We start from the raw sequence: 22,966 nt of genomic DNA on the forward strand, positions 1-22,966 counted from the left end.
GCCGCCATGCGACGCTACGGCAAGCACACCGACGAGGACGACATCAGGGTCCGCCCCAACCGGCGGGGCAGCCGGCCGCGCACCCACATCCGGCCCAAGCACGAGGACGCCGCCGAGGGCTTCGTCCTCACCGTCGACCGGGGGCGGATCACCTGCCTGGTCGAGGAGCGCACGGTCGTCGCGATGAAGGCCCGTGAGCTGGGCCGCAAGAGCGTGGTGGTCGGCGACCGGGTGGCGGTCGTCGGCGACCTGTCGGGGGCGAGGGACACCCTGGCGCGGATCGTGCGGGTCGAGGAGCGCTCCTCGGTGCTGCGGCGCACGGCCGACGACACCGACCCCTACGAGCGGGTCGTCGTCGCCAACGCCGACCAGCTCGCCATCGTCACCGCCCTGGCCGACCCCGAACCGCGGCCCCGGATGATCGACCGCTGCCTGGTGGCCGCCTACGACGCGGGCCTGGAGCCGCTCCTGGTGCTCACCAAGGCCGACCTCGCCCCGGCCGGCCCCCTGCTGGAGACGTACGCCCCGCTGGGCGTGCGCCATGTGGTGACCAACCGCGACGAGCTGGCCGACGGCGGCGCCGAGCGGGTGCGCGAGCTGCTGCTGGGCCGGGTCACCGCCTTCGTGGGTCACTCCGGCGTCGGCAAGACGACCCTGGTCAACGCGCTCGTCCCGGACCGTCAGCGGGCCACGGGACAGGTCAACGCGGTGACCGGACGCGGCCGCCACACCACCACCTCGGCCCTGGCCCTGCCGCTGCCCGGGGGGACGGCGTTCCCGCCGCCGGAGCACGGGGGCTGGGTGATCGACACCCCGGGCGTGCGGTCGTTCGGCCTGAACCACATCGATCCGTCCCGGGTGATCCACGCCTTCCCCGACCTGGAGCCGGGAACGGCCGGCTGCCCGCGCGCCTGCAGCCACGACGAGCCGGACTGCGCGCTGGACGCCTGGGTGACCGACGGCCACGCCGAGCCCGCCCGGCTGCACTCCCTGCGCCGTCTGCTGGCCACGCGGGAGCGCCGCGAGGGGGACTGACGCGGGACCGGCCCGGGAGGGGACGGACCGGCGCGGTGCGCGGCGGCCGGGCGGCCACCCGGTTGGCCACGCCCCTGTGGTTGTCCCCGAGGGCCGCTGGATACTGTTCGGTCATGCCCGACTACCACGATGACCTGCGCCTCGCTCATGTACTGGCCGACACCGCGGACGCCACGACGATGGAGCGGTTCAAGGCCCTCGACCTCAAGGTCGAGACCAAGCCCGACATGACACCGGTGAGCGAGGCGGACAAGGCCGCCGAGGAGCTGATCCGCACCTCCCTGCAGCGGGCACGGCCGCGGGACGCGGTGCTGGGCGAGGAGTTCGGCAGCGAGGGGCACGGGCCGCGCCGCTGGGTGGTCGACCCCATCGACGGCACCAAGAACTACGTGCGCGGCGTCCCGGTGTGGGCCACGCTGATCGCCCTGATGGAGCGGAGCGAGGAGGGCGACCGCCCGGTGGTCGGGGTGGTGTCGGCCCCGGCCCTGAACCGGCGCTGGTGGGCGGCGCTGGGCCTGGGCGCGTACACCGGCCGCAGCCTGTCCTCGGCGACCCGGCTGTCGGTCTCACGGGTGAGCCGGATCCAGGACGCGTCGTTCGCGTACTCCTCGCTCACCGGCTGGGAGGAGCGGGGCAGGCTCGGCGGTTTCCTCGATCTGACCCGGGACTGCTGGCGTACGCGCGGCTACGGCGATTTCTGGCCGTACATGATGGTCGCCGAGGGGTCGGTGGACATGTGCGCGGAGCCGGAGCTGTCGCTGTGGGACATGGCGGCCAACGCGATCATCGTGCAGGAGGCCGGGGGCGCCTTCACCGGCCTGGACGGTCGGGAGGGCCCGCACAGCGGGGACGCGGCGGCCTCCAACGGACTGCTCCACGAGGATCTGCTCGCCTATCTGGGCGGGTAGTGGACGGGGTCCCCGCGGCTCCGGGCCGCGGGGACCGCCACGCCGTCAATTCGCCCCTGTGCACCCCTTGTTGGGGTCCGAGCGGCATGTGAACATGAGAATCCCCCCGCTTGTGTCCTTGTGAATTCCTTCTCGTGGGAGGAATTCCTCCAAGGAGGTGGCACCACAGTCATGTCCACCCTCGTCCGCGACGCCATGAGCACGGTGGTCCTCACCATCGGTCCCGCCCACACCCTCCGCCAGGCCGCCCGGCTGATGGCCGCCCGCCGGGTCGGGGCGGCCGTCGTCCTCGACCCCGACACCTGCGGCATAGGCATCCTCACCGAACGCGACGTCCTCGAATCCCTGGGCGCGGGCCAGGACCCCGACCGGGAGCCCGTGCACCTCCACACCACCACCGACGTGGTCTTCGCCTCCCCCGGCTGGACCCTGGAGGACGCGGCGCTGGCCATGACGCGCGGCGGCTTCCGCCACCTGATCGTGCTCGACGACCGCGAACCGGTGGGGGTGGTGTCGGTCCGCGACATCGTCCGCTGCTGGACCTCGGCGCACGGGCGCGGGAGAAACTCCGTGACGGCGGCCGGCGCGGCGGCCTGAACCCTTCCGGGCCCCCACCGCCCCGGCGGCCGGTGCCCGGACACGCCGGAGGGACCGGAGCCCCATGGCGTCCGGTCCCTCCGGGTCCGCGGCGGCCGGTGGGGGGCACCGGCCGCCGACGGCAGGGGTGGGGGTCAGCCGCGCAGGGCCTTGACCGCGGCCTCCAGCCTCCTGCCGTAGTCCTCGTCCGCCTGGCGGAAGTTCTCGATGGCCCGCTTGATGATGTCCTCGCGCGAGACCTGCGAGATCGAACCGGCCAGGTTGTTGATCAGCCGCTCCTTCTCCTCCTCCGTCATGAGCCGGTAGAGGTTGCCCGCCTGGACGAAGTCGTTGTCCTCGGCGTGCGAGGGCGCAGGGTGGTCACCGGTCTGCCCGCCGACCGCGACCGGCTGCCACAGCGGACGGCCGGTCTCGGTCGGACCGCCGAAGCTGTTGGGCTCGTAGTTCTTCGCGCCGTTGTGGCGGCCGTCGTACATGAAGCCGTCGCGGCCGTGGCTGCGGGCCTCGGTGGCGTGCGGACGGTTCACCGGCAGCTGGTCGGCGTTGATGCCCACCCGGTAGCGGTGCGCGTCGCCGTAGGCGAACAGCCGGCCCTGGAGCATCTTGTCCGGGGACGGGCCGATGCCCGGCACGAAGTGGTGCGGGGAGAAGATGGACTGCTCGACCTCCGCGAAGATGTTCTGCGGGTTGCGGTTGAGCTCCATCTTGCCGATCTCGATCAGCGGGTAGTCCGCGTGCGGCCAGACCTTGGTCAGGTCGAACGGGTTGAAGCGGTAGTTGGGCGCCTCGGCCGCCGGCATGATCTGGACGTAGACGGTCCAGCTCGGGTACTCGCCGCGCTCGATGGACTCGCGCAGGTCGCGCTGGTGGCTGTCGGGGTCCTTGCCCGCCAGGACGTCGGCCTCGTCCTGGGTGAGGCACTTGATGCCCTGGTCGGTCTTGAAGTGGTACTTGACCCAGAAGACCTCGCCCGCCTCGTTGTTCCACTGGAAGGTGTGCGAGCCGAAGCCGTCCATGTGGCGGTACGAGGCCGGGATGCCGCGGTCGCCGAAGAGCCAGGTCACCTGGTGGGTGGACTCCGGGCTCAGGCTCCAGAAGTCCCAGACGTTGTCCGCCTCCTGGGAGCCGGTGTACGGGTCGCGCTTCTGGGTGTGGATGAAGTCCGGGAACTTGATGGCGTCCTTGATGAAGAACACCGGGGTGTTGTTGCCGACGAGGTCGTAGTTGCCCTCCTCGGTGTAGAACTTCACCGCGAAGCCGCGCGGGTCGCGCACCGCGTCGGCCGCGCCCAGGCTGCCGGCGACGGTCGAGAAGCGCACGAAGACCTCGGTCTCCTTGCCGACCTGGGAGAGGAACTTCGCCCGGGTGTACTTCGTCACGTCCGCGGTCACGGTGAAGGTGCCGTAGGCGCCGGCGCCGCGGGCGTGCACCACCCGCTCCGGGATGCGCTCGCGGTTGAAGTGGGCGAGCTTCTCCAGCAGGAGCTGGTCCTGGACCAGGACCGGGCCGCCGACGCCCGCGGTCTCGCTGTTCTGGTTGTCCGCGACCGGAGCACCGGCCTCGGTGGTCATCGGTCCGCTGGACTCACTCTGCACGGTCACGTGCGCCTCCTGAAATCTGTCCTGTCCCCTTGGCTTGAGCCGAACGCGATCCTACATTGGACAATGTCTAAGTCAAGAAGAGACTGAAGACCGTACGGAGTCCGACCGTGGAAGCGCGCTGCTAAGGTGGGAAATATGAGTGACTTGCTTCAACGTCTGCGGGATCGCGGCTGGCGCCTGACCGCCCAGCGGCGAGTCGTCGCCGAGGTCCTCGATGGCGAGCATGTTCACTACACCGCCGACGAGGTGCACGCGCGCGCGGCCGAGCGACTGCCGGAAATCTCCCGCGCCACCGTCTACAACACCCTCGGCGAGCTGGTCTCGATCGGCGAGGTGGTCGAGGTCAGCACGGACGGCCGGGCCAAGCGGTACGACCCGAACGCCCACCACTCCCACCAGCACCTGGTCTGCTCGCGATGCGGCGTGATCCGCGACGTCCGCCCCTCCGGCGACCCGCTCGCCCTCCTCCCCGAGGAGGAGCGCTTCGGGTTCACCCTCTCCGAGGCGACGGTGACCTACCGGGGCCTGTGCCCCTCCTGCTCCTCCGCCGGCTGAACCGGCGGCCGGTCCCGGCCGCCGCCCGGTCCGGCGGCTCACCGTGGGCCCCGCCGCCGAGGACCTCGGCGGCGCCGCTCCCCCGCACGCACACGCCCGGTCGGCGCACAGGAACCGTGAAACGGCGGTGGCCCGGATCCCTGGGATCCGGGCCACCGCCTCATCAGTAGCGGGGACAGGATTTGAACCTGCGACCTCTGGGTTATGAGCCCAGCGAGCTACCGAGCTGCTCCACCCCGCGTCGTTGTGGCTCAACAGTAACCCCACTTTCCCGCCGGTTGCAAATCGCGTCCCGCGGCCGCCGCCGGACACCGCCGGCCTGGCCCGGCCGCACCACGTGCGGAGCCGCGGGGGAGCGCCCGGCTCAGGCCGACAGCTCCTCGTGGAGGGCCTCGCTCAGCCGGGCGGCCCGCTCGGCGACCTCCGGCGGCCCCAGCTCGACCGCGCGGGCACACCAGTGGCGGCCCGCCGCCAGGTCGCCGCGCCGGGCGCTCAGCAGCGCCAGCCGCAGGGCGGCACGGCCGTGGCCCGCCTCGGCGGCGCGGGTCCACCACAGCGCGGCCTCCGGCTCACTGCCCTCACGGGCCAGCAGCAGCCCGAGGTTGAAGGCCCCGTTGCGGCTGCCCGCCTCCGCGGCGGTCCGGTACCAGTGCGCGGCCCGGACCACATCGCCGCGCGCCGCCGCGCACATGCCCAGCCGCACCTGCGCACGCCGGTGCCCCTGCTCGGCGGCCCGCTCGTACCACTCCTCGTACTCGGGCGGCCCGTGCGCGTCGACGCTGCTCGCCGGAGCCTGGCGCTCCAGCAGCGCCGCGAGGCGGAAGGCGCCCTCCACGCTGCCGCCGCCCGCCGCGCGGCGCAGGTGCCGCTCGGCGGTGTGCGTGTCGCCCTCGCGCAGCAGCGCGATGCCCACCTGGAGCGCGGCCTCGGTGTGCCCGGCCGCCGCCGCCTGCTCGTACCACTGCCGGGCCGGTCCCTCCTCGCCGCGGCTCGCGTACAGGATGCCGAGGTTGAACGCGGCGTCCACGCTTCCCGCCTCGGCGGCCTTGGAGAACCACGGCTCGGCGCCCTCTGCGTCGCCGCGCTGGAGGAGCAGGACGGCGAGCGCGTTGGCGGCCTCGCGGTGCCCGGCGTAGGCGGCGCGCCGGTACCACTGCTCGGCCTGGGCGGTACGGCCCTGCGCCGCGCACAGCAGCCCGAGGTTGAAGGCCCCGTTGACGTCGCCCGCCTCCAGGGCGACGCGGTACCAGCGCTCCGCGGACTGCCGCTCGCCGCGCTCGGCGTGCAGCGCGCCCAGCGCGTTCGCCGCGTTGCCGTCGCCGTCCTGGGCGGCGCGGCGCCACCACTCGGCGGCGCTCTCGGTGTCGCCCGCGTCGCGCAGCAGGAAGCCCAGGGCACAGGCGGCGCGCGGCTCCCCGTCCTTGGCCGCCGTCAGGTACCAGCGGGCCGCCTCCTGCAGCTCGCCGCGCTCCTCCAGGAGCGTGCCCAGCCGCAGCGCGGCACGCCGGTGGCCCCGCGCGGCGGCCTGGCGGTACCACTGCTCGGCCTCGGCGGTGGCCGGCGGCCGCCGTTCCATCAGAATCTGCGCGACGCGGTACGCCGCCTCCCGGTGCCCGCGCTCGGCGGCGGCCCGGAACCACTCCTCGGCCCCCTCCTCACCCCGGTGCTCCAGCAGGTCGGCGAGGGCGTACGCCCCGAGGGGGTGACCGGACTCCGCGGACTGCCGCAGCCAGTACTCGGCGGCCGTCTCGTCGCCGCGCTCACGGTGGTGGCGTCCCAGGGAGTGGGCCGCCGCGGCCGAACCGGCGACGGCGGCGACACGCCACCAGCCGGCGGCCTCCTCGGCCTGGCCGCGCTGGTGGAGCAGGACTCCCAGGTTGTTCGCCGCGGCGCGGTCCCCGGCGGCGGTCGCGGCACGCAGGTGCGGCTCGGCCCCCTCCAGATCGCCCTGGCGCAGCAGCCGGGCGCCGAGTGCGCTGATGGCCTCGACGTCGCGGGGGGCGGTACCGCTCACACCACCACCCACTCCCTCAAACCTTGCCTTGTCCCCCATGAGGCCCATCGTCGCACCACCCGCACCCCGCGTACACCTGGTATACAGCCGCCTGGGAAGTCACTTCGGCGTTTTGTCGACTTCCCGATACGGCTATCACCCAAACACGGAGCGCTGTCATGCGCCCTGTTCCCGCGCCCTTTCACACGGAAACAGGCCCGGAGTCGGTGACTCCGGGCCTGTTTCTCCTAGTAGCGGGGACAGGATTTGAACCTGCGACCTCTGGGTTATGAGCCCAGCGAGCTACCGAGCTGCTCCACCCCGCGCCGTTGTGTTCTCAATCTTAGCACGGCGCGGGAGGAGCCTGCTCACCACCGATTCACTCTTCCTTGCGTCCCTTGTCGTTGCCGCCGTTGCCGGCCTCGTTGTTCTTCCCGTCGCCTCCGGCCGCCCGTTCGGCCTCGTCGGCCCGCCGGAGGGCGTCCTCCAGGTCGTCCTGCGCCTGGCCGTAGGCCTCCCAGTCCTGTTCGCCCAGCGCCTTCTGGCCGGCCTCGAAGGCGTCCCGGGCGTCCTGGAGGGCTTCCTGCACCGTCGCGTCCCCGGACGGCTCCCTCGGAGTCTCCTCCTCGGCCGGCGGCTCCTCGCCGCGTTCCTCCTCTGCGGGCCCGTCGTCCACGCCGAAGACCACGTCCAGGGCCTCGTCGAGGGTGTTCTCGAACGCCGTCTTGTCCCCGTAGGTCACCAGCACCTTCCGCAGCAGCGGGTAGTTGGTGCCCGCGCCGCGGACGTAGACCGGCTCGACGTAGAGCAGGCCGCCCTCCAGTGGCACGGTGAGCAGGTTGCCGTACTCGATCTCCGAGTCACCGCGCTGGAGGATGTTGATCTCGTTCGCGATCTCGGTGTCGGAGTTGAACCGGCTCTGCACCTGCTGCGGACCGGACACCGTGGTGTTGGACGGCAGCTTGAGGATCCTGATCGTGCCGTAGTCCTCGCTGCGGGCGTCCGCGTTGACCGCCATGAAGGCTCCCAGCGTCTCGCGCCCGCTGGGGTTGAAGGTCGTCGTCAGGGAGAAGGTCTGCTCCTGCTGGTCCGGCATCCTCATGCTGAGGTAGTACGGCGGGACCGCGTTGCCCTTGTGCGTCGGGTCGTCCGGCACCTGCCAGCGCTCGCTGCCGCTGTAGAACTGGCCGGCGCTGGTGACGTGGTAGCGCGTCAGCAGCTCGCGCTGGACCTTGAACAGGTCCTGCGGGTAGCGGAAGTGGGCCATCAGCGAGTCGCTGATCTCGCTCTTCGGCTCGACCGTCCCCGGGAACGCCTTCATCCAGGTCTTCAGCACCGGGTCCTCGGTGTCCCACTCGTAGAGCTTCACCTCGCCCGAGTAGGCGTCCACCGTCGCCTTGACCGAGTTGCGGATGTAGTTGACCCGGTTCTGCTGGGCGATGACCGAGCGCTGCCCGTCGGTCAGCGCGTCGGCCGTGGTCTCGCCCAGGGTCGTGCGGGACGAGTACGGGTACTGGTTCGTCGTGGTGTAGGTGTCGACGATCCACTGGATGCGGCCGTCCACCACCGCCGGGTACGGGTCGCCGTCGATCGTCAGCCAGGGCGCCACCGCCTCGACGCGCTCCTTGGGCGTGCGGTTGTACAGGATCTGCGAACCCTCGCCGATCGCGCCCGAGTAGAGGATCTGCGGCTCGTTGAAGGTCACGGCGTACGCCGCGCGGTTGAGCGGGTTGGACAGGTCGACCCCGCCGTCGCCCTTGTAGCTGTACGTCTTCTCCTCGTTGCCGGAGATGTAGTCCAGTTCCTTCTGCGGGCCTCCGACGATCGAGTACTGCGTCGTCTTCTCCCCGTAGTAGACCCGCGGCTCGTAGTCCTCGAGCTCGCCCTCCGGCGGGAGGTCCTTCTCCACGAAGGCGGGCACGCCGTTCGAGGCCACCTCGGTGCCCTTGCCGGCCACCATGCCGAAGCCGTGGGTGTACTTGAAGTGGTCGTTGATCCAGTTCCGCTCGGTGATGCCGCTGATGTTGATCTCGCGCAGCCCGACGACGGTGTCCTGCTCCTCGCCGTCCTCGGTGGTGTACCGGTCCACGTCCAGGGTGGCCGGGAACTGGTAGTAGCTGCGGACCTGCTGGAGCTGCTGGAAGCTCGGCGAGACGACGTTCGGGTCGAGCAGCCGGATGCTGGCGGTGGTGTTCGCCGCCTCCCGCAGCTCCTCGCTGCTGGCGTCGCTCTCGCCCTGGTAGTTCGAGACCTTGGCGTCGTCGATGTCGTAGGCCTCGCGGGTGGCCTTGATGTTCTTCTCGATGTACGGCGCTTCCTTGGCCTGCTCGTTCGGCTTGACCTGGAAGTTCTGCACGATCGCCGGGTAGAGCCCGCCGATCAGGATCGCCGACAGCACCATCAGGCCGAAGCCGATCACCGGCAGCTGCCAGGTGCGGCGCCACAGGGTGGCGAAGAAGAGCACCGCGCAGATGGCGGCGATGAAGAACAGGATCGTCTTCGCCGGGAGGTAGGCGTTGGCGTCGACGAACCGCAGTCCCGTCCAGTTGTCCGTCGCCTTGAAGTCACCGGACTTCACCGCCAGGCCGTAGCGGTCGAGCCAGTAGGCCACCGCCTTGAGCGCGACGAAGACGCCGAGCAGCACCGAGAGGTGACCGGTGGCCTGGGACGTCGCCCGGGCGCCCGGGGTGGAGATCCGCAGCCCGCCGTAGAGGTAGTGCACCAGCGCGGCGGCCAGCAGCGACAGCACGGTGGCGGCGAAGCCGAAGCTCAGCAGGAAGCGGTACCAGGGGAGGTCGAAGGCGTAGAACGAGACGTCCTTGCCGAACTGCGGGTCCTCCGTCCCGAAGGGGACACCGTTGATCCACATCAGCCAGGTGCGCCACTGACCGGCGGCGGAGGCGCCGGCGATCAGGCCGACCAGCGCGGTGACCCCGAGCAGCACCCACTTCTTGTACGGGGCGATGCCCATCCGGTACCGGTCCAGGCTCTGCTGCTCCAGCGACATCGCGCTGAGCGGGGGCCGCAGCCGGTGGGCCAGCCAGATGTTGAAGCCGACGGCCACGGCCATCAGCAGACCGAAGACGGCGAACATGCCGATCCTGGTCCACAGGGTGGTGGTGAAGACGGTGGTGTAGCGGACCGATCGATACCACAGCCAGTCGGTCCAGAACCCCGCGAACATGACGAAGAGCATGGCCAGAACGGCGAGCACGCCCGCTGTCATGAGCAGGGTCTTGGCGCGCCTGGAGGGCCTGCCGACACTGATCCGTGGTCCGGTGGGCCCGCCTGGGCCCCGGTCCGGCATCTGGAAAGCCAAGGTGCGCACCTCGAAGACTCGCAGCGGATGAAACTGGACCCGAAATGCTAGGGCCCCACCCATGCAACTTACTCAACCTTTACCCGGTTCCCGGTCCGGGGGTGTTCGGCGGCACGATATGAGGATGAACAACCTCCCCATCGACGGCGCACCTCTCGCCGCCAGCCCCCTGACCCGCGCCGTGCTCGAGATCGACGAGTACGTGGCCGGCCTGGGCTGGAACCAGCCCGCCCGCCTGTTCGCCCTGGTCGACACCGATCGGCTGCGTGCCGAGGAGCCCGCCCTGGCCGAACAGCTCGGACTCGACGGCGAGGGCGGCCTCCCCGGCGAAGCCCCCGCCCCCCTCACCCCGGTCGAGCAGGACGAGCTGCCCGCCGGAGTCCCCCTCGACGAGTTCCTCGGCACCATCGCCTGGCCCGACGCGGTCGCCGGGTGCGCGATGACGGTGGAACGGCTGATGCTGCCGCCGTCGGCGGAGGCGTCCGTCCCCGAGAACCTCCAGGAGGAGGGCGCCGAGGAGAAACTGGCCCGGTGGGTGGCCGAACACCCGGACCGGCAGGAGGTGCGGATGACCGTGGCGGTGCTGCGGGACGGCGCCCGCGAGTCGGCACTGCGGCTGCGCGAGAAGGACTCGCCGACCGAGGTCCTGACCGGACCGGACCTGGTGCCCGGGCTCACCGAGGCCCTGGCCGCCACCTTCGCCGACTGATCCCCGCCCGCGGACGGGCCCGCGCCGCGGTCCGCGGGAACGCCGGAACCGGGTCAGCCTGCCGTGCAGCGCGGCAGGCCGGCCCCGTTCCCCTTCCGGATGTCCGCCAGGGCGTCCAGCGCGTCGTCGATCGTGCCGACCTTCACCAGGGTCAGGCCGTCGGGGACGCCGCGGAGCGCGGTGGGGCAGTTCTCCTCGGGGGTGAGGAAGTACTCGGCGCCCTTGTCCCGGGCGGCGATGGTCTTCATCCGGATGCCGCCGATCGGCCCGACCTCGCCCTCCCCGTCGATGGTGCCCGTGCCGGCCACGAACTCGCCGCCGGTGAGGTCGCCCTCGGTGAGCTTGTCCACGATGCCGAGGGCGAACATCAGACCGGCACTGGGCCCGCCGACGTCGGCGAGTTCGATGTCGATCTCGAACGGGAACGTGTGGTCGAGCCCGGCCTGGATGCCGACGATGGCCCGCTCGTCGTCGTCGGCCTCGACGGTGGTGATGGCGACCTTCCGGCTCCCGGAGGGCTCCTCGCCCCTCTTCTCGGCCGCCTCGGCCCGCTTGGCCGGAACGACGGTGAAGACCACCTTCTCGCCGGGCTCGTGCTCGGTCACCAGCCGCGCGACGTCATCCGGCCGCTTCACCGGCTCGCCGTCCACGGCCTCGATCACGTCACCGGCGTGGAGCCGGCCCTGGGCCGGCCCGCCCTTGATCACGGAGGCGACGACCACCCTCTCGCCCACCGGGATCCCCAGCTCCCTCAGCGCCGCGACCTTGGCGCTCTCCAGGGACTGGCTGAACTCCTCCGCGTTCTCCTCCCGGACCTCCTCGGCGGACTTGTCGTCCGGGTACAGGGTGTCGTGCGGAACCACGGCGCTGTCGTCCACCAGCCAGCCGTAGAGGGCCTCCACCAGATGCATCCGGTAGTCGGCGCTGGTGACCCGGACGGTGGTCATGTTGAGGTGGCCGGAGGCCTCGTACGTCTTCCTGCCCTTGATGCTCAGCACCGGTTCGCCGTTGTGCTCACCGAGCGTGTTGACGGTGGGCCCCGGGGACATCTCCGCGTACGGAACCCTGATCAGGACTCCGGCGCAGAGCACGGCTATGAGCAGCAGGGTGGAGGTGAGCATCGTCGCGGTCCGGCGTGGCATGGCACGACAGTACGGGAACCGGACGCCGGCCGGCCGCGGGGGCCCGCCCGTCCGGGCCTCCCGTCACGGGGCGGTGGTCGTGGGACGGGGGTCGGCGTCGATCCCCTCCCGCCGGCGCCCGTGGTCGTGGGGACGCTCCATGGCCGCGCGGAAGGCCTCGTAACCGGCGACGCCGGCGGCGTCCCCGATGCCGCTGGGCTTGCGCGAGGCCCACACGGCCCATACGGCCGCCACCACCGCGGCGGCGAACGGAATCAGCAACCAGGCGAGTGCCGCCACAGTGACCTCCCGATCCCTCGAATACGCCAAACCGGCCTATGAGCAGACTAAATCCCGGAAGGATCAACAGTTCCGGCGGGGTCCGTCCCCGCAACCGGAAGCCGACCGCTCATCGGTACCGGCCATGCGTGGACTGTTCCCGGCAACCGCCCGCGCATTCCCCGCCGGAGCATGGCACACCCGCCCGAACGCCCCGGAGGCCCGGAAGAGGTAACCCCTCACCCGACCACCACCCCCAGAAGACGGCGCTACGCGCCGACCCTCCCACCCGTCACCCGACCACCACCCCCAGAAGACGGCGCTACGCGCCGACCCATTCTTCTGTGCCGTCGGTGAAGGTCTGGTGTTTCCAGATCGGCACCCGGTGCTTGAGGTCGTCGATCAGACGGCGGCACGCCTCGAACGCCTCGGCGCGGTGGGGGCAGGAGACCGCGACGACCACCGCCAGGTCGCCGACCCACAGGTCTCCCACACGGTGGACCGCGGCGAGCGCCCGTACCGGGAAGTCCGCGGCCACCTTCTCGGCGACGCGGCGCAGTTCGGCCTCGGCCGTGGGATGCGCGGAGTAGCCGAGCCGCGTCACACCGGCACCGCCGTCGTGGTCGCGCACGGTGCCGACGAACAGCGCGGTGCCGCCCGCTGCGGAGTCGCCGACGGCCGCGAAGACCTCGTCCACGGAGAGCGGACTGTCACGGATCGCGAGGAGGCGGATCGGATCGGGCGCCGCCCGCTCGCCGGGGTGGTCATGCGTCTGTGCCATGGGGCCATGGTGCCGCACCGGCCCGGGCCGGGCGCGGCCCCCCGCCCGCTTCCGCGGGAACCGGCCGGGTGTCCACGGCGCTCCGGCGTCACATGCGGCGGCGCGCCTTGCGCGCGCGGCGGACCAGAGCGGCCGTGCCCACCAGCGCGACGGTGGCGCCCGCGGCGCCGAGGGTGGTGGCGTCCTTGCGGCCCAGGCGACGGCCCGCGACCGTGTGCCGGCCCGCGACCTCCTTCAGCAGCTCGGCCAGCACCTCCTCGTTGGTCCACTTCGGCCGCCAGCCCGCCTCGTGCAGCCGGGAGCCGCTGACCACCCAGGGGTACATGGTGTAGGCCAGGTCGCCGGCCGGGGAGGGGGTGAGCCCCAGCCGGTGCAGCCGGGAGGCCGCCCCCAGCGCGACGGACGGGGGGAGCTCCATGCGGCGGATGCCGGACAGCTCCTCCACCTCCTCCTGCTCCAGCCAGCCGTCGCAGCCGACCGCCAACTCGCCGTCCACCTTCTCCAGCGCCGCGTACTCCAGGGCCCGGGCGAGGTCCTCCACGTGGCAGAACTGCCAGCACGGCCGGGAACCGGCCACGACCAGGAGGCGTGGTGACTCGAAGTACCGGGTCAGGGCCGTGTCCGTGCCGCCCACCAGGACGGTGGGGCGCACCACGGTGACGTTCAGCCCGGGGTGCGCGCGGGGCGCGCGCCGGGCGAGCCTCTCGATCTCCAGCAGGTCCCCGACGCCCGTGGCCTCGGCGGTCGCCCTCAGCTCGGCGTCCTCGGCCAGCGGCACGTCGTTGTCGGGCAGCGCTCCGTAGACCATCGCCGAGGTGCACAGCACCACCCGGCGCACCCCCGCCGCGGCGGCCGCCGTCAGCACGGTCTGGGCGCCGCGCACGTTGTAGGCGGTGCGGGCGGCGGAATCGGTCTCCAGGTTCAGGTCGAGGGCGAGGTGCACCACGGTGTCCACCGGGCCGCCGTCGCCCCGCAGCCGGTCGGCGATGGCCGGGTCCCGCACGTCCAGGACATGCCACTGGGCCCCCTCCACGTCCCCGCGGCGCTCGTCGAGGGCGATCACCCGCCCCACCTCCGGCGAGGCCACCAGCCGCTCGGTGAGCAGCGCGCCCACCCCCGACGCGGCGCCGGTGACCGCGACGGCGGGCCGCGCGGCCCCGTTACGCGGACCGCGAACGTTTGGTTCCTGGGAACTCACCGGGTTTCTCCCGCGGTTGTCTCTGGTACGGCGTGCGCAGGATCCATCCTGCACGAGAGGTGTCTAGGCTGGACGTAAGGCCCACCACTTCGCACACCGTCCCACCGTCCCATCCACCAGAGCCGAGGAACCCCGTGAGTGACATCCCATTCGGATTCGGCCTTCCGCCCGAGGAGCCGGAGGAGGGCGACGACGGCCGGAAGAAGGGCGGTCAGGGACCGAACCCCTTCGGGTTCGGCAGCGGACAGGGCGGCGCCGAGAACCCCTTCGCGGCGATGTTCGGTTCGTTCGGCGGTCCCGGCGGCTTCGATCCCAACGACCTGGGCGCCGCGTTCCAGCGCATCGGCCAGATGCTCAGCTACGAGGGCGGGCCGGTCAACTGGGACATGGCCAAGGACATCGCCCGGCAGACCGTCGCGGCGGGCACCAAGGACGGCGTCAAGGACGCCAGCGTCGGCCCGCAGGAGCGCCGGGAGGTGGAGGAGGCCCTGCGGCTGGCCGACCTCTGGCTGGACGGCGCGACCTCGCTGCCCTCCGGAGCGGGCTCGGCGGTCGCCTGGAGCCGCGCCGAGTGGGTGGAGGCCACCCTCCCGGTGTGGAAGGACCTGGTGGATCCGCTCGCCGAGCGGGTCGGAGCGGCCATGGGGGACGTCCTGCCCGAGGAGATGCAGGCCATGGCCGGCCCGCTGCTCGGCATGATGCGCTCCATGGGCGGTGCGATGTTCGGCACCCAGATCGGGCAGGCGCTGGGCGTGCTGGCCGGCGAGGTCGTCGGTTCCACCGACGTCGGGCTGCCGCTGGGGCCCAAGGGCAAGGCCGCGCTGCTGCCGGTCAACATCGCGGCCTTCGGCCGTGACCTGGGCGTCCCCCTGGAGGAGGTACGGCTGTACCTCGCCCTCCGCGAGGCCGCGCACCAGCGGCTGTTCGCCCATGTGCCGTGGCTGCGCTCCCACCTGTTCGGCGCGGTCGAGGGCTACGCCCGCGGTATCAAGGTGGACACCGCCAGGCTGGAGGACCTCGTCGGTCAGCTCGACCCGACGCGGCCCGAGGAACTCCAGGAAGCGCTGCAGCACGGCATGTTCCAGCCGGAGGACACCCCCGAGCAGAAGGCCGCCCTGGCCCGGCTGGAGACGGCGCTCGCCCTGGTCGAGGGCTGGGTGGACGCGGTGGTGCACGCCGCCGCCGGGCCGCGCCTGCCGTCCGCGTCCGCGCTGCGCGAGACGCTGCGCCGCCGCCGTGCCAGCGGCGGGCCGGCCGAGCAGACCTTCGCCACGCTGATCGGTCTGGAGCTGCGGCCCCGGCGGCTGCGGGACGCCTCCCGGCTGTGGGCCTCGCTCACCGACGCCCGCGGGCTGGAGGGCCGCGACGGGCTGTGGGCGCACCCGGACATGCTGCCGACCGCCGGCGACCTCGACGACCCGGACGGCTTCGTCCACCGCGAGCAGCTCGACTTCTCGGAGCTGGAGGGGCTGCTGCGCAAGGACGAGGGCACCGAAGAGCGCGGGAAGCACGACGACGAGCGCGAGGACGGCGGCGACGACGCGGACGGCGGCGCCCGGTGAGCCTGCACGAGGACGCGGCGCGGGTCCTCAAGGAGTGGTCCGCGCCGGACGAGGCCCAGGACGCGCTGCGCCTGGCGTACGGCGACCATCTGGCCGCCCACCCGGACGGCATGTGGAAGTCCTGCCCGGACGGGCACATCACGGCGAGCGCGCTCGTGGTGGACCCGCGCCGCGGCCGGGTCCTGCTCACCCACCACCGCAAGCTGCGGATGTGGCTCCAGACCGGCGGGCACTGCGAGCCCGGCGACACCACGCTCGCCGGCGCCGCCCTCCGGGAGGCCACCGAGGAGTCGGGCATCGCCGGGCTCGCCCTGCTGCCCGGCGGTCCCGTCCGGCTCGACCGGCACCTGACGCCCTGCGCCTGGCACCTGGACGTGCAGTACGCCGTCCTGGCGCCCGAGGGCGCGCTGGAGGCGGTCAGTGAGGAGTCGCTGGAACTGGGCTGGTTCGCCTACGACGAGGTGGCGTCCGTGGCCGACGACTCCGTCGTGCGGCTGGTGGACCGCACCCGCGCGCTGCTGTGAGGCACCGCGCGCGGGTGCGGCCCGCGCGCGGTGCCTCAGCCCCAGCGGTTGCCCTGGTTCTGGCCGTGCGAGCCGTGCTGCCCCACGCCGTACTGCGCGCGCAGGCCCTGACCGATGGCCGCGTTCTGCGGGGGGAGGAGTTCACTGGGCTGGACGAGGGCGTACCCCTGGCCCATGAAGCTCAGCTCCCAGCCCTCCCCGGTGTTGCCGCGCCGCCGGAACACGCTCTGGGAGCTGGTCTGGGCCTGCATCTGCACCCGCAGCGAGCTGGACCAGGCGACCACCGCGTCGGAGTCGGCGTTGACGTACCTGTCCGGGGTGACCTGGAGCGCCAGTGGCTGTCCGGAGGTCATCAGGGCGACCTTGCCCTGCCCGGTGATGTTGAGGTTGTACGCGCCGGAGCCGGAGATGCCGAACTGGCTGTCCACCGCGATCACCTCCCAGTGGAGGGAGGAGTCGAGGGCCAGGACGTAGGCGCTGTCGACCGTCAGCCCCTCCGGTTCCACGTCCATGACGTGGATGTACTGGGCGAGGTTGGCCAGGTAGACCGTGCCCTGCCCGGAGCAGCGCATCAGTTCCAGGTTCTCGCCGGACTGCGCCTGCCTGCGGCGCTGCCCGCGCGACTGGTACTCGCCGTCGAACTCCAGCAGCCCCTGGTAGGCGACCATCGCGCCCTTGCGGGCGAGGACGTCGTCGTGGCCGCCGAGCAGGACCCGCAGCAGTTGCGGGTTCTGCAGGGCGTACCGGTCCTGGGTCTGGACCTCGGTGTGGCCGAAGAGCGGACTCTGCATGGTTCTTCCTCCCCCTCAGCCCCGGACCCGCAGGCGGTCGGTGCTGTCCTCGCTGGGCTGTACGACGACGAACCCCTGACCGGAGAAGGCGATCTGGTACGCCTCCCCGCTGCCGCGGCCGATCAGCGCGCCCGCCTTCATGGTGCGCTTGCCCTTCATCTTCAGACCGGACGACCAGGCGACGAGGGCGTCGGGGTCGACGTAGGTCTCGTCCTCGCCGCGTCCGCAGTCCACGACGATGGGAGTGCCTCGGGAGGTGAGGGCGACCCAGCCGGTGCCGGAGATCCCGACGTTGAACAGGCCCTGCCCGGCGAACTTCGCCAGTCCCTTGACGCGCTCGACGCCCCACTGGAGGTGCGCGTCGAAGGCGAGGAGGTTGGTCCCGTTGACGGAGAGGGCCTCGTTGTTCAGGTTGAGGCAGACGACCTCGGCCCCGTAGTCGGCCAGGTAGAGCAGCCCGTCGCCGCTGCACTTCATCAGCGGGGCGCTCTCGCCCGTGAGCCACTGGGAGGCCATCTGACGGACGGCCGGCGGGTTGGGTTCGTACTGGACGAAACCCTCGTAGGCGATCATCGATCCCGTGCGGGCGAAGACGTCCTGGCCGCCGGCCATGGCGATCTTCACCATGTGCGCGCCGTGGTTCTCCATGCGGGCGGCGGGCGGGGTCGGGGCGTGGCCCGAGATCACTGACTGGTTCATTGCGGGCTCCCTCAGACCTCGTAGGGCTGGACGACGATGAAGTTGCCGGGCGCACCGCGGAACTGGAGGTTCACGGTCTCCCCGCTGTGGCCGGGGTAGGCGTTGCGGCGCAGCCGCACCTGGCTGGAGATGATCACCTGTGCGCCGGCGGACCAGGCGACGACGGCCTGGCAGTCGGCGAAGGTGGTCGGTGTGACGGGCAGGACGACCGGGGTGCCCCTCGTGGTGACCACGACGGTTCCGGTGCCCTGGAACTGCATGGCGAACAGCGCGCCGCCGGGGATGCCGTGGCCCTCGATCCGGCGGACCTCGTACTGGAGGCTCTCGTCGAAGGCGAGGACGTTGTCGGCGGAGACGCAGATGGCGTCGCCCTGGAGCTCGATGGGGTGGACGTGGGCGGCGTTCTCCGCGAAGAACACCTGGCCCCGGCCGCTGCAGCGCATCAGCTGCATCTCCTGGCCGGTGGCGTTGCCGACGATCCGCCCGGCGAGCCCGGCGCCCTTGTAGGAGAAGTCGACCTTGCCCTGGTACAGCACCATGCTGCCCTGGCGGGCGAGGACGGGCTGGCCGTCGCCGAGGTCGGCGCGGATCAGCGACGGGTTCTGCGAGGTCCAGCGCCGGCCGGTCGGCGCCTCGCGGTACTTCTCCAGTACGGCGCCGATCCCGGCCGCGGGGCCCTGCGGCACCGGCTGGGCGCCGGACTGCCCGGGGAATTGTCCGAAGGGCTGCTGCGGGGCCTGTGGCTGCCCGAAGGGGTTGGGCACCGGAGCGGGCTGGGCAGGCGGGGGCACTGGAGCGGGCGGGGCCGCCTGCCCGGGGAAGCCCGGCTGGGCGGGCATGGTCGGCTGGTTCCCGTAGGGGGGCGGGACGGGCTGACCGGGCTGCGTCGGCGGGCCGAAGGCCGGGGCGGCGGGCGCGGCGGGCTGGGACACCGGAGCGGGAGCGGCGGGCTGGGACACCGGAGCAGGCGCGGGGGGCGCGAATCCGGGCGCCGGCCCCGCAGGCGGGGCGAACCCGGGCACCGGCCCCGCGGGCGGGGCGAACCCCGGTGCTTCGGCGGGAGCGGCGGCCGGGGTGGTGGGCTCCTCTTCGAGGACCTCACCGCCGAAGTTCCTCAGCAGCGCCTCCAGCCCGCCGTCGAAGCCCTGCCCGACCGCCGCGAAACGCCAGACGTCCTTCAGGTAGATGTCGCCGAGCATCACGGCCCGCTCGGAGGTGAACTCCGAACCGTCGAACGCGTATCGCGCGACTTCCTCGCCGCCCGCGACGATCCGCAGATAACCCGGATCGATCTGGGACATCTGCCCGGCGCCGTCGATCGTCGCCGTGAAGGACAGCTTCTTGATGTGCGCGGGAATGCGGTCCAGCGTCACTCTGAAGGATTCGGTGTCGCCCGCCTGCGCCCCCAGGAGCTGAATCGACTCCTCCGGTGTTTTGGGCTGGTTGAAGAAGACGAAGTAACGGTCGTCGGAGAGCCGCTCGTCGGCGTCGAGACCGAAACAACTGATGTCGAAGGTCAGTCCCGGCGCCGAGATCCGCACACCCACGTACAGATCCGTTCCCGCGGTGAGATCGCTGATCTTGGCCTTGTGGCCGCGTTGGAATTCCCTGGCCATGCGTAACGACCGTCCCCCATCCGATGCGATGATGTGCGTTGCGCCAGGCTAACGGTTCCCTCCCCCGCCTCACTCGCCCCGGGCAGGGGGAACATTCGGCAACCGGGCGGCCGCCACCACTCCCTCCAGGAATCCGCGGGCCCTTTCGGTACGCGGATAGGCGTCCAACAACCGCCAGAATCGCGGGCCGTGGCCGGGAACCAGCAGATGCGCCAGTTCGTGCAGGAGGACGTAGTCCAGAACGTAGTCCGGCATGCCCTGCAGCCGGTGGGAGAGGCGGATGCTGCCCTCCGCGGGGGTGCACGAACCCCAGCGGGTGTTCTGGTTCGTGACCCAGCGCACCGAGGCCGGGCGGGCGCGCCCCTGGAGGTACTGCTCGGAGAGCCGTGCCGCGCGCTCGGCCAGTTCGCCGTCGTCGGGCCTTCGCCTGCGCTCCTGGGCGGCCAGTTTGTCGAGCATGATCCTCACCCAGCGCCGCTCCTCGTCACCCGACATCCGGGCCGGGATGAGGACGACGGTGCGGCCGCCCTCGCGGTAGGCGGAGACCGTGCGCCTGCGGCGTGAGCTGCGGCGGACCTCCACCGCGCCCGGGCCCGCACCGTCCGCCGCCGCACCGTGCGGCCCGGGTCCGTGGTGCGGCGGTTCGGTGCTGTTCAGCGGGTCGGCGGGCACGCCACGACGTTACCCGCCGGCGCCGGCGGAAGTCCCGGCTCCGGAGCACTTCCGGGGGAACACCCGCCGCGCGGGCCGGTCCCCTCCCCGGAACTCATCGGACCGGGGCCGGAGACCACGGCGGTATGACGAACGCCACTGCCTGTGGACAACTCCCCGAAGCGGTCGCGGCGGAGGGTCCATGCTGAGCCCGTCCGGTGTTCGGTGGGCGGCCGGGTGAGGGTCCGCCCGTGGTCACAGAGATTCCAGGGGGTCCGGCATGCATCCGATGATCAAGCCCGCGCTGCGGCGCGCGTGGCGGGACCGGCACACCGTGCAGTACGGGGTGACGCCCGCGCACGCGGTGCTGCTGGGCCCGGTGGACACCGCGACCGGCAGTTTCCTGGACCTGGTCGACGGCACCCGCAGCCTGCCGCAGCTCAGGGAGGCGGCGGAGGCGATGGGGCTCGGGGCGGACGCCGCCGACCGGCTGGTGGCACGGCTGGCGGCCGCCGGTCTGCTGGACGACGCCACCGCCCACCGCCGGGCCGCGGCCCGTGTGGACGACCGGCTCCGCCCGGACCTGGGCTCGCTCTCGGTGCTCCGGCCGGAACCGGGCGGCGGGGTGCGCCGGCTGGCCGCCCGGGCGGCCGGCCGGGTGCAGGTACGCGGCGCCGGGCGCGTCGGGGCGACGGTGGCGGCGCTGCTGTCGTCGGCCGGAGTGGGACAGGTGGACGTGGTGGACGGGGGGTGCGTGGCGCCGTGGGACACCGCCCCGGGGGGTATCGAGGCCGAGCGGACCGGGGAGCGGCGGGTCTCGGCTGCGGGCCGGGCCGTACGGCGGGCGGCTCCGGGGGCCCGTCCGCCCCGCCCCGGTCCCGGGGAGGGCGAACCGGGTCTGGGCCTGGTGGTCCTCGCACCGCGCGACGGGCTGGCCTCCTACGCCCCGGACCCCGCCGCGGCAGGGGAACTGGTCGCCGGCGGGCTGCCCCATCTGTACGCGGGCGTGGTCGAGGGCACCGGTTTCGTGGGTCCGCTGGTGCTGCCGGGCGCCACGGCGTGCGCGGAGTGCCTGCTGCGGGAGCGCTCGGACCGGGAGCCGACGTGGCCGCTGCTGGTGGCGCAGTGGCGGTCCGCCCGGCGCTCGGGGGTGCCCGCCTGCGATGTGGCACTGGCGACGGTGGTCGCGGGGGCCGCCGCCTCCTGTGCGCTGGACTTCCTGGACGGGGACGGGAGCTGGGCGGCGAACACCCGGCGACAGTGGGTCCTGCCGGGGCTGCGTTCCGAGTCGGAGCCGGTGCCCGCCCACGCGGAGTGTCCGTGCGGTGCGGCTTCCGTGCCCGGGCCCCGCCCGCTCTCGGCGGACGGGGCCCGGAGGTCCACAATGGCCACATGACCGCTGTCCTCGGCGCTGCCACTCGGTCGTGCTGTCGGGAAGTTGGAGGGGCACATGTCGGATCTTCCGCGTAAGGCCGTCACCCGTACCGCCAAGCTGGCCGCGCTGCCGCTGGGGATAGCGGGGCGCGCGACCTGGGGGCTGGGCAAGCGGATCGGCGGCTACTCCGCGGATCTGGTCGGAAGCGAACTGCAGCAGCGCACCGCCGAGCAGCTCTTCAAGGTCCTCGGGGAGCTGAAGGGGGGTGCCATGAAGTTCGGCCAGGCGCTGTCGGTCTTCGAGTCGGCGCTCCCCGAGGAAGTGGCCAAGCCGTACCGCGCGGCGCTGACCAGACTCCAGGAGGCGGCCCCGCCGATGCCCGTGTCCACCGTGCATGCCGCGCTGGCCGAGCGGATGGGCGAGGACTGGCGGGACCTGTTCGAGGAGTTCGAGGACAAGCCCTCCGCCGCGGCCTCGATAGGCCAGGTGCACCGCGGTGTCTGGCACGACGGGCGTCCGGTCGCGGTGAAGGTGCAGTACCCGGGCGCGGGCGAGGCACTGCTGTCGGACTTGAACCAGCTCGGCCGCTTCGTCCGGCTGCTGGGACCGCTCATTCCCGGGGTGGACATCAAGCCCCTGGTGTCGGAGCTGCGCGACCGGGTCAGCGAGGAACTGGACTACGGACTGGAGGCGCAGGCGCAGCGGGAGTACGCGGCGGAGTTCGCCGGCGATCCCGACGTGCACGTGCCGGACGTGGTGTACCAGTGCGAGCAGGTGCTGGTCACCGAGTGGATGGAGGGCGTGCCCCTGTCCGAGGTGATCAAGGACGGGAGCCAGGAGGAACGGGACCGGGCCGGACAGTTGCTGGCTCGCTTCCTCTTCTCGGGCACGGCCCGCACGGGGCTGCTCCATGCCGATCCCCACCCCGGGAACTTCCGGCTGCTGACCAAAGACGCCCCCGACGGCCCTCCGGAGAAGTGGCGGCTGGGGGTGATGGACTTCGGCACGGTGGACCGGCTGCCGGAGGGCCTGCCGCCGACGATCGGGGTCGCGCTGCGGATGGCGCTCGACGGCGACGCCGAGGCGGTGTACGAGCTGCTGTGCGGCGAGGGCTTCGTCAAGCCGACCGTCGAACTGGATCCGGAGGCGGTGCTGGACTACCTCCTCCCCATCATCGAACCCGCGCAGACGGACGAGTTCACCTTCTCCCGGAGCTGGATGCGGGAGCAGGCCGCGCGTCTGGCGGATCCGCGTTCTCCCGCCTACCAGTTGGGCAAGCAGCTCAACCTGCCGCCCTCTTACCTGCTGATCCACCGGGTGACGCTCAGCACGATCGGAGTGCTGTGCCAGCTCGGCGCGCGGATCAGGATGCGCGAGGAGATGGAGGACTGGGTGCCGGGTTTCCTGCCGGAGGAGGACGCCGAGGCGGATCTCCCCGGGGCGGATGACGAGGACGAGGTGACGGAGACCTCTGCCTGAGCGCCCGGGCCGTCCGCCGCGCCGGACTGCCCGGGCCTGGGGGCGGTTCCCCCTCCGGCCGGAGGAACGGGCTGCCCGGAGGGCGCCCGGAAGCGAAGGAACCGGGGCGGCGTCGCCCCGGTTCCCCATCCCCCCGTGGTCGGCTGACGGCGCCGGTCACCGGCGCCGTCAGC

20 protein-coding genes and 2 tRNA genes are annotated in these 22,966 nt (G+C 72.3%); 9 read left to right on the top strand and 13 right to left on the bottom strand.

Annotation, left to right across the window (positions count from 1 at the left end; genetic code table 11):
* Positions 1-6: 6 nt before the first annotated feature.
* The 3 genes from rsgA to ABD358_RS14820 all read left to right on the top strand — a co-directional run bounded on the left by rsgA (position 7) and on the right by ABD358_RS14820 (position 2,540).
* Positions 7-1,035, top strand: coding sequence for a ribosome small subunit-dependent GTPase A (gene rsgA, locus ABD358_RS14810; protein WP_344631458.1), 1,029 nt, complete (start codon positions 7-9; stop codon positions 1,033-1,035).
* A gap of 113 nt (positions 1,036-1,148) precedes the next feature.
* Complete coding sequence (hisN, locus tag ABD358_RS14815) at positions 1,149-1,943, top strand: histidinol-phosphatase (protein WP_344631459.1); 795 nt, start codon at positions 1,149-1,151, stop codon at positions 1,941-1,943.
* Between the two features lie 171 nt (positions 1,944-2,114).
* A complete protein-coding gene (locus ABD358_RS14820) occupies positions 2,115-2,540 on the top strand; it encodes a CBS domain-containing protein (RefSeq protein ID WP_344631460.1) in 426 nt (141 codons plus the stop codon).
* A 134-nt stretch (positions 2,541-2,674) separates the two neighbouring features.
* Here the strand turns inward: ABD358_RS14820 and ABD358_RS14825 are convergent, their stop codons facing one another.
* Positions 2,675-4,111 (bottom strand): catalase, encoded by a 1,437-nt coding sequence (locus ABD358_RS14825; protein WP_344631540.1) that lies wholly within the window; start codon positions 4,109-4,111, stop codon positions 2,675-2,677.
* 165 nt (positions 4,112-4,276) lie between these two features.
* On the opposite strand from ABD358_RS14825, the gene ABD358_RS14830 reads away from it, so the two are divergent.
* The gene (locus tag ABD358_RS14830; RefSeq protein ID WP_344631461.1) at positions 4,277-4,696 is read left to right on the top strand and encodes a Fur family transcriptional regulator; all 420 of its coding nucleotides are present in this window, start codon (positions 4,277-4,279) and stop codon (positions 4,694-4,696) included.
* A gap of 167 nt (positions 4,697-4,863) precedes the next feature.
* On the opposite strand, the gene ABD358_RS14835 is transcribed toward ABD358_RS14830, so the two are convergent.
* The 4 genes from ABD358_RS14835 to ABD358_RS14850 form a co-directional block, all read right to left on the bottom strand.
* Positions 4,864-4,937 (bottom strand) — tRNA-Met (locus ABD358_RS14835).
* A gap of 123 nt (positions 4,938-5,060) precedes the next feature.
* Entirely contained in the window at positions 5,061-6,749 is a 1,689-nt protein-coding gene (locus ABD358_RS14840; protein ID WP_344631462.1) for an SEL1-like repeat protein, read from the bottom strand.
* 192 nt (positions 6,750-6,941) lie between these two features.
* Positions 6,942-7,015: transfer RNA gene (locus tag ABD358_RS14845), tRNA-Met, on the bottom strand.
* A gap of 53 nt (positions 7,016-7,068) precedes the next feature.
* A complete protein-coding gene (locus tag ABD358_RS14850) occupies positions 7,069-9,996 on the bottom strand; it encodes a UPF0182 family membrane protein (protein ID WP_344631541.1) in 2,928 nt (975 codons plus the stop codon).
* A 136-nt stretch (positions 9,997-10,132) separates the two neighbouring features.
* Here ABD358_RS14850 and ABD358_RS14855 point away from each other — a divergent pair, with 136 nt between their 5' ends.
* On the top strand, positions 10,133-10,717 hold the full coding sequence (locus ABD358_RS14855) for a PPA1309 family protein (RefSeq protein WP_344631463.1): 585 nt from the start codon (positions 10,133-10,135) through the stop codon (positions 10,715-10,717).
* Positions 10,718-10,770: 53 nt separating this feature from the next.
* On the opposite strand, the gene ABD358_RS14860 is transcribed toward ABD358_RS14855, so the two are convergent.
* The 4 genes from ABD358_RS14860 to ABD358_RS14875 form a co-directional block, all read right to left on the bottom strand.
* Positions 10,771-11,859 carry a YlbL family protein gene (locus ABD358_RS14860; protein WP_344631464.1) on the bottom strand — a complete coding sequence of 363 codons (1,089 nt, stop codon included), beginning with the start codon at positions 11,857-11,859 and terminating at the stop codon, positions 10,771-10,773.
* 63 nt (positions 11,860-11,922) lie between these two features.
* Entirely contained in the window at positions 11,923-12,138 is a 216-nt protein-coding gene (locus ABD358_RS14865; RefSeq protein WP_344631465.1) for a hypothetical protein, read from the bottom strand.
* A gap of 301 nt (positions 12,139-12,439) precedes the next feature.
* A complete protein-coding gene (locus ABD358_RS14870; RefSeq protein WP_344631466.1) occupies positions 12,440-12,898 on the bottom strand; it encodes a molybdenum cofactor biosynthesis protein MoaE in 459 nt (152 codons plus the stop codon).
* 88 nt (positions 12,899-12,986) lie between these two features.
* Positions 12,987-14,096: an SDR family oxidoreductase gene (locus ABD358_RS14875; RefSeq protein WP_344631467.1), complete on the bottom strand. Its 1,110-nt coding sequence runs from the start codon at positions 14,094-14,096 to the stop codon at positions 12,987-12,989.
* 134 nt (positions 14,097-14,230) lie between these two features.
* Between ABD358_RS14875 and ABD358_RS14880 the strand changes: the two genes are divergently transcribed.
* Positions 14,231-15,658, top strand: coding sequence for a zinc-dependent metalloprotease (locus ABD358_RS14880; protein ID WP_344631468.1), 1,428 nt, complete (start codon positions 14,231-14,233; stop codon positions 15,656-15,658).
* The gene (locus ABD358_RS14885) at positions 15,655-16,182 is read left to right on the top strand and encodes an NUDIX hydrolase (protein ID WP_344631469.1); all 528 of its coding nucleotides are present in this window, start codon (positions 15,655-15,657) and stop codon (positions 16,180-16,182) included. Before ABD358_RS14880 ends, ABD358_RS14885 begins: the two co-directional genes overlap by 4 nt.
* A 35-nt stretch (positions 16,183-16,217) precedes the next feature.
* Here the strand turns inward: ABD358_RS14885 and ABD358_RS14890 are convergent, their stop codons facing one another.
* The 4 genes from ABD358_RS14890 to ABD358_RS14905 form a co-directional block, all read right to left on the bottom strand.
* On the bottom strand, positions 16,218-16,973 hold the full coding sequence (locus ABD358_RS14890; RefSeq protein WP_344631470.1) for an AIM24 family protein: 756 nt from the start codon (positions 16,971-16,973) through the stop codon (positions 16,218-16,220).
* Positions 16,974-16,988: 15 nt separating this feature from the next.
* A complete protein-coding gene (locus ABD358_RS14895) occupies positions 16,989-17,672 on the bottom strand; it encodes an AIM24 family protein (protein ID WP_344631471.1) in 684 nt (227 codons plus the stop codon).
* Between the two features lie 11 nt (positions 17,673-17,683).
* Positions 17,684-19,288, bottom strand: coding sequence for a TerD family protein (locus ABD358_RS14900; protein WP_344631472.1), 1,605 nt, complete (start codon positions 19,286-19,288; stop codon positions 17,684-17,686).
* A 69-nt stretch (positions 19,289-19,357) separates the two neighbouring features.
* Positions 19,358-19,960: a M48 metallopeptidase family protein gene (locus ABD358_RS14905; protein ID WP_425576329.1), complete on the bottom strand. Its 603-nt coding sequence runs from the start codon at positions 19,958-19,960 to the stop codon at positions 19,358-19,360.
* Between the two features lie 259 nt (positions 19,961-20,219).
* Between ABD358_RS14905 and ABD358_RS14910 the strand changes: the two genes are divergently transcribed.
* Both ABD358_RS14910 and ABD358_RS14915 read left to right on the top strand, forming a co-directional pair.
* Positions 20,220-21,335, top strand: a complete 1,116-nt coding sequence (locus tag ABD358_RS14910; protein ID WP_344631473.1) for a ThiF family adenylyltransferase — start codon at positions 20,220-20,222, stop codon at positions 21,333-21,335.
* A 54-nt stretch (positions 21,336-21,389) separates the two neighbouring features.
* Complete coding sequence (locus ABD358_RS14915) at positions 21,390-22,793, top strand: ABC1 kinase family protein (protein ID WP_344631474.1); 1,404 nt, start codon at positions 21,390-21,392, stop codon at positions 22,791-22,793.
* Positions 22,794-22,966: the final 173 nt, after the last annotated feature.

This window comes from Streptomyces glaucosporus, assembly GCF_039533345.1.
Classification (GTDB): Bacteria; Actinomycetota; Actinomycetes; order Streptomycetales; family Streptomycetaceae; genus Streptomyces; species Streptomyces glaucosporus.